Consider the following 12,990-nt stretch of genomic DNA (forward strand, 5'->3'; position numbering starts at 1 on the left):
TCTATTTCAGTGAGGTTGAGGAAGCGACCGGATGGCAAATCCATGGTCATGCAGTGCTGGAATGAGCTGGGCGAGCGCCGTCACAGTCTGGTCGCGCCGACCAGCATGAGGGCAGCGTGCCAACTCGTCGGGTGGGCATCCGTCGTGTAGGAGGACGATTGCCCCCGGCCGGACCGAGGCCAGCACCGCGGCAACAATCGCCTCGCTGCCAGGACGAGACCAGTCTTGCGGGTCGACTGACCAGTGCAGCGGTGCCAGTTCGGCCTTCGCCGATGCGGCGAGGGCCTCCTTGGTCCATATCCCATACGGCGCACGCATGTGCCGCACGGAGGCTCCGGGGCAGGCCATTCCGATGACCTTGTTCGTCGTGAGGATCTCGTATTCCACCTCATCCGGCATGCACTTGGACAAGTCCGGGTGCGTCATTGTGTGGTTTGCGATCTCGTGCCCTTCTGCAACGATCCGCTGAATCAGCTGCGGCTGGCCCGCTGCATATGCACCGATCACGCAGAAGGTGGCGGGCGTCCGATGCTGCGCCAGCACATCCAGGATAGCCGGCGTGCAAAGCGGGTTGGGACCATCATCAAAGCTCAGATAGACGCAGGGCTCTCCACCGGCCTCGGCGTAGTCGCTCCGCGCTTCAGTCGCTTGGTTTGTGGACGTCACAGTTCTGGCCCGTTCCGTTCGATCATTTCACCGGCCGGCCATTCACTCATTGGCCTCGCAATCGGCAGAACGAGGACGACCACATCCTCCACACGCGTCGGAGGCACAGTGAGACAGATATCGGGGCGAGCGGACCGGACGCGAAATCCTGGCAGAACGGTCGCCAATCCCTGTCGCCCGAGCAGCCTGGTAATATGTTTCTGCAGGGCGGATCGGACTGTGCCAAAGCCGAATGGTACGCCAAGATCTCGTAATACGGGGTACATCACGCGGATGGAGTGGGTGATGCCGAGCCCCTCCAGATCCGGGCGTACCCCGTACAATCCGAGTTCAGCCACGAGCAGATCGATCTCACCGACTTTTATGAATCGGCGCAGTGCCGCGATGTGGATCGCGACGCCACGATCATCGTAGCCGATTGCCCGAATCTCGGGCCTTGCGCCGGCCCAGCTTCGATGACCTTCAAAGGGCTTTGCATTGAATTCCCCAGTCGGACCATAGGTTTTTCGGAAGAAGTCCGACAATTCAATATGGTCGGCAAGTTCAAGCTCATTCTCCCAGCACAGCCTCCAACGAACTGGAGGGCGCGCCGAAACACCTCGTGTGGATACGGGCGCGCTCATGTTCATAGAGAGTAATTCCTGTTCGTTATCTGGCTCCTGACGCAGGCCAGCAGTTCGCTACGTTCGAAAGGCTTGCTCAAGAACTGGAGTCCAGCTTGCAGGGCTCGCCTTAGATCGCCCTCGGAGTGGCTTGTGAGCAGAACGGTGGGAATCGCGCCTCCGGATGCGACCAGATGATGGAAAAGCTCAAGGCCACTCATCACGCTAGACTGCATGTCCGCGATCAAGCACGACGTGATCAAACGGCGGCCTGATTTCAAGAACGCGTCTGCGCTCTCGAATGGTTCGGGCAAGTAACCCGCGGAAAACACCACATCGGTGAGAGCCTCACGCACTGACTGATCTGCATTCACAATCGCGACCACATCGAGCGTGTGCGCAACTCGCATCAGATTCGCCAAGGACGACTTCGCTTGCATGATCCGCACGATTTCACTCCAACAAGCACGCAATCCAATCGGATGCGGCCACGACACATTCAGCACCCGCAACCGGTGGGGTCCGACTGGAGGGAAATCTACGGCCAAGTTGAGCGTTCGCTCAATTCTACGGCGGTACACGGCGGATATAGAATGGGTTGGCAAAGCCAAACGAAGGTTTGCTCGTCGTATACGCCAACGCAAGTTTGCGGATCCCCACCGTGCTGGATCGAGATATGGCTTGCGCAACACGCGCGAAACTGCGACCGCACAATCCAGACGTCTTGATCGATCCCTTGCGCTGGGCTGAGACGCGCAACGATTTGTAACCATTCTGGTAGATCTGACTTCTCGCTAAACTATCGTTTGCTATCCTCACTCGGTACAAATGGTAAAATCGATTGTATCGATAGAACACATTCACACCGTGGATCACTCAGGATCATGCGTTTCAAGGGCCTCGATCTGAATCTCCTCGTCGCGTTCGACGCCCTGGTGACGCAAGGCAACCTCACGTCGGCGGCAAGAAGCATCAACCTCAGTCAACCTGCCATGAGTGCCGCCGTCGCGCGGCTTCGCACCTACTTTCGAGATGAGCTATTCACGATGAGGGGCCGAAAACTGGTTCCAACGCCGCGGGCTGAAGCGCTCGCAGCCCCGATTCGCGAGGCTCTCGCTCACATTCAGCTCTCCATCATTTCTCCGGACGACTTCAATCCGTCTCAATCAAATCGGCGATTCAGGATCATCCTGTCCGACTTCATGACTGTCGTATTTTTTCGACGAATCGTGGACCGCGTCGTGCGGGAGGCTCCTAGAATCACTTTCGAGTTGCTGCCGCCCGCAGAGGAACCCGATGACCTTCTCCGGCGCGGTGAAGTCGATTTTCTCATGTATCCGGAGATGTTCATGTCGAGTGCGCATCCCAAGGCGGCGCTTTTCGAGGACAACTTTGTTTGCGTGGGCTGCCCCATGAACAAGCAACTGGCATCGCGACTCACGTTCGAGAAATACATGTCGATCGGGCACGTGGAAGCCCAGTTCGGGCGCTCCCTGAGGCCCTCGTTCCACGAATGGCTCTTGCTCGAGCATGGTTTCAAGATACGCACCGAGGTCGCCGTGCAGGGTTTTGGTATGATTCCGCCTATGTTATTGGGCACCAACCGTATTGCGAGCATGCCCTCAAGACTCGTCAGCCATTTCGCAAAGACGATGCCCCTGCGGGTTGTCGAACCTCCGTTGCGACTTCTCACATTCACCGAGGCCGTCCAATGGCCCGCCATTCATAATATTGATCCCGCAAGCATTTGGATGCGCAACATATTCTTCCAAGAGGCATCCACGATGGTCTCTCCATCCGAGACCAGCCAATGTCACAGCCCGTTGTAGGATTGTTCGGGCCCGTTGCGACCTGCTCTCGGATAACAAGATCTACGCCAGGCTCGAAGCTCCGGTCCTCTGACTGACGTTGGGCATGGTCGACATTGGCGCGCTTGAGCGCGGTTTGATCGGGTCGCAGGCGCTATTGATCTCGCGCTGCCGTGACGATCTTGCGCATCATACAGCTCGCTCGGCGGCGCTCCGCAATGATATTCCGCTGATCCGGACCGGCTGCATCGCACCGGTCCACGTGAGCCGAGCTCAGAGCTCGCGAAATGATCCGGCGATTCAGGTGAACAATATCTGGCCTCAGCACTAAAAACTCTCCTGAATCGCACGCCGCGTCAGGTTGTAGACCAGCACCTGCGATCGAGGCTGCAACGTGGACGCTGGTAGCGCACCCGGATCGCTCTTCGCCTGATGGTGGGCATTCTCCTTACCGTCAACTGTCCCAGCGATCGAAGCAATGCCGAAGCACCCCGGTAGCTAGACGTCTATGTGGCGGGCGACCTACAGGGGGCGATGCCCGCACGTTCGCGTCGAGCCAACTTGATCTGCCGAACGCCAAGGCCGTCCACGGTCGCGCCCGCAAAGCCCGACCTGACGTAAACTCGGAAGAGCGGAACCTGCAAGTGAGAGGTATTGCGCAAGGCTCGAATGGAGGTTGGGACACGTCATCTCAACGGCGCTTATCTTACTCTTATTGTACTCGATCCGGCATGATCGACCGCAACCGCAAAGTCGCTGGCCGCAGGCTCAACCTGGATCGACCGGCCATGAGCTCGCGGCATTATCCCGCTGCGCGCATTTCGGTAACGCGCGTTTATCATGAGAGGACGGACACTGCGCCAATGTCCGCGCATGGAACGGAAGGGCTCGCCGCTCCCATTCGCCAAGCCCTGCTCCACCCACAGCTTTTGATCATTTCGGCCGACATGTTCACCCAAGCCAAATCGGATCATGCGTGCGGGGTCCTTCTTTCAGATATCGCGACAGTCGTGTTCTTTCGAAACTGTCGTGGCGTGACGCGCGCGACGCCGCCGCCGTCGGTCTCGAGTTGCTGCCCTCACCGCTGAGCCGAAGGGCTCCTTCGGCGCGGCAAACGATGATTTGCCTATCTTACCCGAAGCATCTATGCACAGGCACGCCAAACCGATACTGCTCGAGGATGGAATTGAGTGAGTGAGCTGCCGGACGAGCAAGCCAATACCGCGACAGGAGAACTTCGAGCCTTATGTTCGATAGGATACTTGCGGGGAATTCGCCAGACACTGGCTCCCCAGATTCGAGGGGTAGCTTTGGGTTGAGCATCGCCTAAAGATGCGCATAAAGGTCCTCGTCCAAGCTATCGCGTCATCCTCCTTTGCTATTGCGGACCCGTATGGCGCGGCTGCCAGCAAGGCTGCCAAGCTTTGTGCAAAGACTGCCGCTACGGATCCTTGCACTTCTAGTGCATTGCATCTGGCGAGGCCGTGCGACTGCGCTCCGCGACTCTGATCCGGCATACGGCCGGATATGCGAGTTATTGCTGTAGGAGCCATGACACGTCGGCGCTTGCCGGGCGTGACCGCGCGGTGGCGGGGGCTACCCGTAGACCCATTTTGAGCGCCTCCACGTCCAGCGGATGCCGGAGCGATCCTTCGAGACTCGGTCCTTAATCGCGAACAACTTTTCGTCAGCCGCGCGAGATGCGCTTGCGTTGAGACGCATGCCGGGAATGATTTTGAGGCCCGCCTTCGCTCATTCTCCCGACGCCTCGCGGCCGCAGACTTGCGCCATTGAACAGCGGTCATCATCTTGTGGCACTCCAAAACCAGATGCCGCCATGCGCGAGCAATGCCTTCGCGCCCACAATGACATCTCGACACATCTCAACAGGACTAGCAGACCGTCGAAGAAGCTGTTAGGCGCCGAGCCGGTGGCCACGCCACGACGTGGTGGCAGAACTGATCTGCGATCATTGACCAATCAGCGCCCGGCTCGACGATAGACATCACGGCAAGGATTGCGATCGAAAGAGGCTCATCTGATCAGATCAGTACTGTGTCTGGGGCCGCCGTTTCGTGAAGCAGTATCTTAAGCGGAGCTGTATGCACCTGCTTTCGCTTCTCGTGCCGATCAGACAGCAGATGGCCACCGCTGCGGCAGCATGCAGGAGAAATTGCACCGTTTCAGTTAGCGCAGTCTTGCACAAAGAAAGCATACGCCGTGTTGCACAACGGCATCACGCGCCCCTCCCTGTCACATTCTTTCACGCCCGTCGCCGGTCCGTCTCGTTTTTGCCGCACCACGGCCAAACGGCTTCGTCACGTGCGGCGCGAGTGCGACAATGAAAGGAGCCTACTCTTGGATGAGTCGAGTGGAGTCTACGATCCGGAGGATCTCGCGATGTTGGGACACCTTTTTGATCAAGCAATCACATGTTTACCGACATGCATGCGAACCAGCGAGAACCGCGCGGCGATCGCGAGACTCGTTCTGCAACGCGCAGCGAGGGATGAATTGGGGTCGCTGGCGAACTTGATGCTTGCACTTGTCTCGGCCGCTTGATCAACAGCATGCTCTCAGTCCTTCTGCGGTCCGCAGCAAGAGACGCATCATCTAGATCATTGAAATAACTTGATTCTCACGTGACGTCAGGTTGTACGCTTGAAAATTGAGGACCATGACAAACGCCACACCACGACGGCGCCGATGGCGCATTGGAGAACTTGCAGAGGCGACCGGCGTAACGGTACGCACTCTGCATCACTACGAGCATACCGGGTTGTTGACGGTCTCGGAACGTACCGATGGCGGTCACCGCATGTACGATCGCGAAAGCCTGCAACGCGTCTCTCAGATTCGCGCGCTGCGTGAGCTCGGCTTTTCACTTCCTGAGATCCGCAAAGCAATCGAGGGGCGGACGTCTCTCACGGACCTGTTGCGCAACCATCTGGAACGGATTGAACTTCAAGTCGCGCGGACGACATTATTAAGGGACCGATTGCGAGATATGACGACGCAAGGTGAGACACAAGTCAGTGTCGACGAACTGCCGGCCACGTTAGACGCATTGTCACGGATTGAGAAGCGTACCCCCTCGGCGATCTGCACATGCGCCTCAAACGCTAGCCGCGAAGATCGGTGGCGCAAGATTCGCGACGAGCTACGAAGCTGCATGGGTCAGGGCGAGCCTCCATGCAGTGAGCGGGCAAATGCAGTCGCGCGTCAGGCCCGTTCGCTGCTGACTGAGATCGCAGGAGTTGATTCGACTGTCTCAATGATACTCAAAGTGCTGACGCGATTGACCGAACCACACAATCTCGCCGGCTGGGATGCGAGCCTCATGCGATACCTCGATCTCGCCCTCGCCGCGCTGGAGGATCAGCTGGGACAGAATTGACGCGGTTGCGCGCGCTCTCGGTTGTCGGAATAACTCTAAACCCAATGAGTTGATGGTGACCGTTCAATTCTGACTGACAAGATCGTTGGCCCGCAGCAGTTCCTCTCCGACTCTCGATTGTCGGCACTCATTGGGTCTTCTCTGTTTATCTTTGGCAAACAACCTCGACGAGCACGCTTCGAGGCACTTGATTCGCACGTAGCGTCATATTGTACCGTCTAACGCATCGTCGCAGCGACGGGGCGGATAGAGCGCCGGCTAGACCGAGGGAGACTCCAATGATCGGCATCACTTTCGGAACGTCCCGGTGAGAGCTGTCGGCGAGAACAAGTCGGTGGATGATCGTCCGGGCCTTCCAAGCGCCTCCTCTCCACACATCTGCCGAGCACAGGAGATTGGCGAGTGTACCGGATGCCGGCAGGATGTTCGATATGGGCCCCGTCAACGTCTAGAGGACGGATTCTCCTGACCAGTCCCGGAACGTCCGTTCGTCCGTACCCGCCCGATACTTATGGCTGAACCTGGCAACAACCTGAGCCTGTTCGTACCACTCTGAGTTCGATTCAAACATCATAGCGCCGGACTGCTGGTCGCCGCGTCAGACCAAGATGGCGACGCAGACCAAGATGTCGCGCGATATCGGGAGCTCCACATGTCGATTTTTCCCGTTCATAGGCTTGCAACTGCTGCGCTCCTTTCCTTGATCCTGAGTTCGAGCGCCTGGGCAAAAGATGTTTACATTGCGGTAGCGGGCCCAATGACGGGAAGCACTGCGGCGCTCGGCGCGCAGATACGCGACGGAGCGGCCGCGGCCGTGGATTCGATAAATGCATCGGGTCTGCTGCCTGACACAAAGCTCATATTGAGGATTGCCGACGACGCATGCGATCCCAAGCAGGCCGTCGCTGTTGCCAATCGCTTGACAACTGACGGGATCAAGCTAGTCGTTGGGCACTTCTGTTCAGCTTCGTCGATTCCGGCTTCAGATATATACGCCGAAGCGGAGGTGATTCAGATTTCACCTGGCTCGACGAATCCCCGTCTGACAGAGCGTGGCCTAACCACGCTGTTTCGGATTTGCGGCCGCGATGACCAACAAGGCAGGGTTGCGGCCGACTACATCGTGCGGCACCACCAAGGCGCAAAGCTCGCGGTCCTCGACGATAAGAGTACAGCAGGCAAAGGCATCGCTGATATCGTTGAATCGCGGCTTCGTGCAGCTGGCGAGCACACTGTTCGACAAAGCTATGTTGCCGGCGAGAAGGATTACACCGCTCTGGTTTCGAGACTGAAGAGAGAGGGAATCCAGATCGTCTATATTGGCGGCTATTACAACGACATCGGCCTTATCGTGCGTCAAGCTGCGGAGGCGAGCGCGCGTCTAGCCGTCATAGCCAACGATCCGCTGATGACAAGCGACTTTTTGGCCATTGCCGGCGACGCCGCAAACGGCACGCTCTTCACCTTTATGCCGGACCCGACGAAGAATGCTGCAGGGGTAGCCGCTGTCGCTAGGCTCAAGGGTTCGAGCCTGTCTGCCGCGGGTTACACGCTCTACGCTTATGCCGCGGTTCAAGCATGGGCAGACTCCGTCAAACGGGCCGGCACCTTCGATGCCATCCGGGTCGCTGCGGCCCTACGCGCGGGCTCAATCGAAACGGCCATTGGCACGGTTCGATTCGACTCTAAGGGAGACAATGCCACTCCTGGCTTCATCGTTTACCGCTGGCGCAACAATACCGTCGAAGCGGTCGAGCAAAACTGATCGCCCGTCCCAACACCGCACGGAGCGTTCGAAAGATGAACCATCCTCGATCTAGCGATTACGCGCTGCTCACGTGCCTCGCAGTCGCCGCAGTCGCAGCATTTCTCGCCCTCGCGGCTGTGCTATCACAGCTGTCGTGCGCGCCCGAACGGCCGCCCGAAGAGTACGTTCCCATTCGCCTGGTGCCACTGCAGTGAGCACCGCTTCCAGATTCATAAGGCCGACGAACATCGGCACCTTCTTCCCGCTAGTCGAACTGATGCGCGCCGAGCTCTCGGGAGTGAACTGTCACGGCCTCTTCAAACGGAACGTACCTTATGAACAAGATGTCAGTCGCGCACAGTCGCTCTGCGATTTGCGCGAGTTTGAGCCAATCGTTAGCAGCGCTGTTCGGCGGAGTGGACGTGGCGTCCCTTCCCTCCGTGGAAACAGGTATCCGCTTGGATGGCGCCGTGCGGCGCCTCTTCCGTGCTGATCGCTACCGGTTTGATAGCGGAGCTCTGATGCGCGGCGGTTATATCTAAGTCGGCCTGTGCCCCCCAACACTCGCATTCAGTCATGTCTTGCGCTTTCTGGCCCCGAACATTGCGCCCGTATCGACTAGACTCGATGAGCGCCCTCAACTGCTCTCGTCGACACAAAGGGAGAACACCAAGTTGGATACGAAATTACAAACTCTGCTTTCCTCCATCTCGCCGGTTGCTCGCGAATTGGGTGCTCTGCCGTCGGGCCGGCCTACCCCGGACAATGGTTGCGTGAAACTGAACACAAATGAGAACCCATTTCCTTTGCCTGGCGTCGTGATGCAAAGCGCGATTGCAGCTCTTGAGCTGCAATATCTTTATCCAGAGGACGACAATATCAGCTTGAGAGAAGCGGCCGCAGCTGCCTATGGCATCGCAACCGATCGCGTGATGGCTGGCAATGGATCATCTGAACTCCTCAGTCTGATCTACAGAGCCTTCCTTGCCCCCGGCGAGGGCATCGCAATGATGTCGCCCGGCTTCTCATTCAATCGCAAGCTTGCCATGTTGCAAGGGGCCCGCTTCATTGAAATTCCCTGGTCTGAACCTGACTGCTTGCCGATGGATGAGCTGCTTTTCGGTGCGGCTAAAGATGCCAAATTCATTCTGCTGGCCAACCCAAACAATCCGACCGGAACTTTTGTTCCGCTCGCTGAGATCGAACGCCTCGTTATACGATCTGACCAATTGATCGTATTGGACGAAGCCTATGTCGATTTCGCACCTGAGGACGGCCTACGCCTTGTTGAGCGCCATTCGAATCTTTTGGTCCTGCGCACGTTTTCCAAGAGTTATTCCGCCGCTGGCATTCGCGTCGGCTTCGGTTTTGGCCATCCCGAGCTGATTGGGCGACTTCGCAACATCCAGAATGTTTTCAACATGAATGTGGTCGCTCAAGCGGTGGGCATGAGCGTCCTTGCGCATCGCGACGCCTACGAGGAGAACCATCGCCACGTCAGGCTTGAGCGGCAGCGCGTAGCGGCCGCCCTCTCAGACTTTGGGTTCTCTGTAACGCCTTCCTACGCGAATTTCCTCCTCGCCCGTGTGCCGGTGGGCCAGGGTGGCAGATGGTGGCAGGCGGCGTTGGAAGACCAGAAAGTCCTTGTTGCGTTCTTTCCGGATGCCGGCCTGGAAGAGTGCATTCGGGTTAGCATCGGTACAAAGCGCCAGATGGATGCCTTTCTGGCGGCTATCGGCAGCATTCTTAGGAAAGTGGGATGCCGTGGCTAGTGGCGCCTTCCACGCATGTCGCAGATCCGCGCACGTAATCGATCCGGACGAACACCTGATGCAGCTTCGCGACGCAGCCGGAGTCCGTTTTTATCCAGTCGGCGCACTTCGAGCAGTTGAGAACGGCTTCGCAGCCTATGCAGCGCGTTCCCAGCGAGCACCTCTTGCACTCCCCGAAACCCGGCGGACTCCGGTCCTCTCTCTATAGGAGATAACTGAGTGAGAAACGTTCTTCCCTCAAACCTGACCTGCGGCATCTTTGATCACCTTGACGACGACGGCCGCGATATCGCACGGCAATACGCGGACCGCCTCACGCTCGCGGAGGCCTACGACCGGCTCGGTTTCTATGCCTATCATCTAGCGGAGCATCATTGCACTCCCCATGGACGGGGTCCATCGCCGAACTTGTTTCTGTCGAGCGTCATACAACGCACACGGCGACTTCGCGTTGGTCCCTTGGTCATGCTGCTCAACCTCTATCATCCGCTGCGTGCATTCGAGGAGATCTGCATGTTGGATCACCTGAGCAGCGGCAGAGTTGAGGTCGGCCTTGGTCGCGGCTCCTTGCCGATCGAACTGAGCTACTTTGGGGTTGGAGCCGATGTTGCGTCGAGCCGTTACGAGGAAGCTTCCCAAATCTTCGTTGGCGCGATGAATGGCGGTCCGCTCTCATACCAAGGGCGACATTTTGCGCTGACCGAAGTTCCCTTGACGCTTTCACCTCACCAGCATCCTTGTCCCCCCACATGGATTGCAACAAATCGGCCAGACTCAGCCCGGTGGGCGGCGGCAAATGACGCCAATCTCGCGTGCATGGGCCCCTCTTCTGCCGTTCGCAAGATAACCGATGTCTATCGCACTCATCGAAACGCGAAGGGTGACGCCAACGGTGCAGCACCATTTCTGGCATTGCTCCGCATGGTCGTAATCGCCAACTCTGAAGCAGCCGCCCGGTCCCTAGCGGCGCCAGCCTATGAAACATGGCTCAAGAACTTCAAGTTCCTGTATGACCTCAATGACATCGCGCCTCCATCCAACCTGCCCCTGACCTTGGATGCCGCGATCGAGAGTGAACTGTGCGTTGTCGGAACGCGCGCTTCGGTGCGCCAGACTCTTCTCGATCACGTGGAAGAGGCAGGCGCCAACTATCTCCTTTGTCAGCTCGCCTTCGGATCTCTGTCACTGGATGCCTGCCTCAACACAGCAACTGCGATTCACTCCGAGCTCATAGCGGCAGAGCGCGGGCTATGACCCACAGCGGGTCCGATAAGTTCGCGGTTGACCTGCTAATAAAGGGCAATAGCGACGCCGATGAGCACCGCTGCCGAATGGCTCGATCAGCCGCTGCTATCGTTCAGATGGCTTTTACAACCAAGCGACCCTTTCGGCTGCATCAGCAAGCAGAAGGCTTAACGGCAATAAATCGCCTTCTCTCATTTTGTACGCGTTGAGAATGCCCGAGCATTGGTTTGCCTGGACACGTGAGTTGGTTCACGCCGATCCCGCTTTGGCGCGCCGGCTCGTCGATCGCATTCCAGACGAATCCAAGGTGTGGCTTATCGCCCGAGCGGGCCTGTCGTGACGCGGTCCCGGCAGCGCTCCGATCGGACGGAGGAGATCGCGCGTAAGCTCGAGATCGTGCTGGCGGAGTTGGCTTCGCTGCGCATTCTGCTGGCTGCGCACGGCATTAGCACCCCTCCACCTCTGCATGAGGACTACCTCACTGTTCAGCGGTTCGCAGCAATGAACCACATAAGCCCCGAAGCCGTGCTCTCTCGGATCCGCCGCGGCAAATTGCGCGCGGATAAGCGCGGTGGCCGCTGGTGGGTGAAATGCACGGTTCGCACAGCATAGCCGTGCAGTGACGAGAGCAGTAAGAGAGACGAAGTGATTCAATCCGAGATACGGACTCCGGCAGATGAAAACGATCTGCGCATATAACTCGCTATCACTGCTGGGCTCGACCGGGCAGTCGATGGAGAACCAATAGGTTGATCGAGGTCGACCTGACGCACGACCAACACACGCGATCGCCGACTCGGGAGGGTCGATCTCGATGCCTTCACGCAATGACGAAACGCGTCGACGCTCGGAGCAACGGGATATCGGATGACCAGCTTTGCGTGAGCGGGATCACTCAGCCGATTCGGCGTCGTCAACAGAGCGATCGCAGTGCACAAGCGGAAGAGCACGGATGCTTGGCAGTAGATGTCCACCTCCAATACCTCTTGCAACGTATGGCAAAACGGAGACGGCGCACGCCCTCGATGTCGGCTTTGGACGCCATCTCACGCACAGGGAATAAGTGCCATTTGAAGGTCCGTCTCACGCCCGCCGGGGCATAGCAGCGGAAATGTAATCCCAGTCATTCCCCTGTTCAGGATCACCTCGCACATCGGTGTCAATCGGGGACGTGTCTGATTTGGCGGATGGCCGCCAGACTCTGACTGGAGAAGGAGATCGCCTATGATGTCACCAAGACTGATGTCAGTCCTGGGGTCGATGGTAGCAGTCGAGCGTATGTTTTGGAAACTTCGAGAATTGATCGATGGCGACAGCTCAATCTTACCTGACGTTCGAGAGACGCTTCATGTGATTTTAGACGCGAAGCTTCTTTCCGCAAAAGATAAGATTATGAGCGACGCGCGCGCTGCGATCGACGCAACTCCTGATTTGCCGCAGGCAGTCCGCGAGCGGGCATACAGCTCGCTCGATTCTGCAATGGCAATGTTCATGGCCAGCGAACCCCACCGCACCCAGGATCTCCTTAGCGAGATCGGCATGTTGAGCGCTCATCGCAAGATGCATTGATGCATGCCCCGCTCCGTTGATCCCTTGCCGCGACATTTGGCTGTGCACGGTTGATGTTAGGCGAGGCAATTCGCGGAGCTGCTGAGCAGCTATCTAGCCTGGTGGAATGAAGCGACGCTGTACAATTGGAAGGCGAAGTTCGGCGGTCTGGACGTCTCCGATGCCAAGCGGTTGCGGCAACTCG

The 12,990-nt window shown here is 57.9% G+C and carries 10 protein-coding genes; 7 read left to right on the forward strand and 3 right to left on the reverse strand.

Annotated elements, in window-relative coordinates; all coding sequences use genetic code 11:
- Nucleotides 1-6: 6 nt before the first annotated feature.
- Genes nodB through AC0L3X_RS33190 form a run of 3 tightly spaced genes read right to left on the reverse strand, consistent with a single transcriptional unit; the run spans nucleotide 7 to nucleotide 1,708 of the window.
- Entirely contained in the window at nucleotides 7-666 is a 660-nt protein-coding gene (gene nodB / locus AC0L3X_RS33180) for a chitooligosaccharide deacetylase NodB (protein ID WP_439034060.1), read from the reverse strand.
- Nucleotides 663-1,295: a NodA family N-acyltransferase gene (locus AC0L3X_RS33185; RefSeq protein WP_231144094.1), complete on the reverse strand. Its 633-nt coding sequence runs from the start codon at nucleotides 1,293-1,295 to the stop codon at nucleotides 663-665. The genes nodB and AC0L3X_RS33185 overlap by 4 nt, the downstream gene beginning before the upstream one ends.
- Entirely contained in the window at nucleotides 1,292-1,708 is a 417-nt protein-coding gene (locus AC0L3X_RS33190) for a response regulator transcription factor (RefSeq protein WP_439035710.1), read from the reverse strand. Before AC0L3X_RS33190 ends, AC0L3X_RS33185 begins: the two co-directional genes overlap by 4 nt.
- A gap of 444 nt (nucleotides 1,709-2,152) precedes the next feature.
- Between AC0L3X_RS33190 and AC0L3X_RS33195 the strand changes: the two genes are divergently transcribed.
- The 7 genes from AC0L3X_RS33195 to AC0L3X_RS33225 all read left to right on the forward strand — a co-directional run bounded on the left by AC0L3X_RS33195 (nucleotide 2,153) and on the right by AC0L3X_RS33225 (nucleotide 12,806).
- Nucleotides 2,153-3,097, forward strand: coding sequence for a LysR family transcriptional regulator (locus AC0L3X_RS33195; protein ID WP_439034059.1), 945 nt, complete (start codon nucleotides 2,153-2,155; stop codon nucleotides 3,095-3,097).
- An 85-nt stretch (nucleotides 3,098-3,182) separates the two neighbouring features.
- Nucleotides 3,183-3,407, forward strand: coding sequence for a hypothetical protein (locus AC0L3X_RS33200; RefSeq protein ID WP_439034058.1), 225 nt, complete (start codon nucleotides 3,183-3,185; stop codon nucleotides 3,405-3,407).
- A gap of 2,346 nt (nucleotides 3,408-5,753) precedes the next feature.
- Nucleotides 5,754-6,473 (forward strand): MerR family transcriptional regulator, encoded by a 720-nt coding sequence (locus AC0L3X_RS33205; protein WP_439034057.1) that lies wholly within the window; start codon nucleotides 5,754-5,756, stop codon nucleotides 6,471-6,473.
- Between the two features lie 652 nt (nucleotides 6,474-7,125).
- Nucleotides 7,126-8,238 (forward strand): branched-chain amino acid ABC transporter substrate-binding protein, encoded by a 1,113-nt coding sequence (locus AC0L3X_RS33210; RefSeq protein WP_439034056.1) that lies wholly within the window; start codon nucleotides 7,126-7,128, stop codon nucleotides 8,236-8,238.
- Between the two features lie 656 nt (nucleotides 8,239-8,894).
- Nucleotides 8,895-9,992 (forward strand): histidinol-phosphate transaminase, encoded by a 1,098-nt coding sequence (hisC, locus tag AC0L3X_RS33215; RefSeq protein ID WP_439034055.1) that lies wholly within the window; start codon nucleotides 8,895-8,897, stop codon nucleotides 9,990-9,992.
- 219 nt (nucleotides 9,993-10,211) lie between these two features.
- Nucleotides 10,212-11,246, forward strand: coding sequence for an LLM class flavin-dependent oxidoreductase (locus AC0L3X_RS33220; protein WP_439034054.1), 1,035 nt, complete (start codon nucleotides 10,212-10,214; stop codon nucleotides 11,244-11,246).
- A gap of 1,215 nt (nucleotides 11,247-12,461) precedes the next feature.
- Complete coding sequence (locus AC0L3X_RS33225) at nucleotides 12,462-12,806, forward strand: hypothetical protein (RefSeq protein ID WP_439034053.1); 345 nt, start codon at nucleotides 12,462-12,464, stop codon at nucleotides 12,804-12,806.
- Nucleotides 12,807-12,990 lie beyond the last annotated feature (184 nt).

It is taken from the genome of Bradyrhizobium sp. MI1.7, from assembly GCF_055811795.1.

Excerpts from the sequence above, each read along its gene's own strand:
- AC0L3X_RS33195 (WP_439034059.1), top strand. The coding sequence starts at position 2,153 with ATGCGTTTCAAGGGCCTCGATCTGAATCTCCTCGTCGCGTTCGACGCC.
- AC0L3X_RS33205 (WP_439034057.1), top strand. The coding sequence starts at position 5,754 with ATGACAAACGCCACACCACGACGGCGCCGATGGCGCATTGGAGAACTT.
- AC0L3X_RS33210 (WP_439034056.1), top strand. The coding sequence starts at position 7,126 with ATGTCGATTTTTCCCGTTCATAGGCTTGCAACTGCTGCGCTCCTTTCC.
- AC0L3X_RS33185 (WP_231144094.1), bottom strand. The coding sequence starts at position 1,295 with ATGAACATGAGCGCGCCCGTATCCACACGAGGTGTTTCGGCGCGCCCT.
- AC0L3X_RS33190 (WP_439035710.1), bottom strand. The coding sequence starts at position 1,708 with ATGCAAGCGAAGTCGTCCTTGGCGAATCTGATGCGAGTTGCGCACACG.
- AC0L3X_RS33225 (WP_439034053.1), top strand. The coding sequence starts at position 12,462 with ATGATGTCACCAAGACTGATGTCAGTCCTGGGGTCGATGGTAGCAGTC.
- AC0L3X_RS33200 (WP_439034058.1), top strand. The coding sequence starts at position 3,183 with ATGGTCGACATTGGCGCGCTTGAGCGCGGTTTGATCGGGTCGCAGGCG.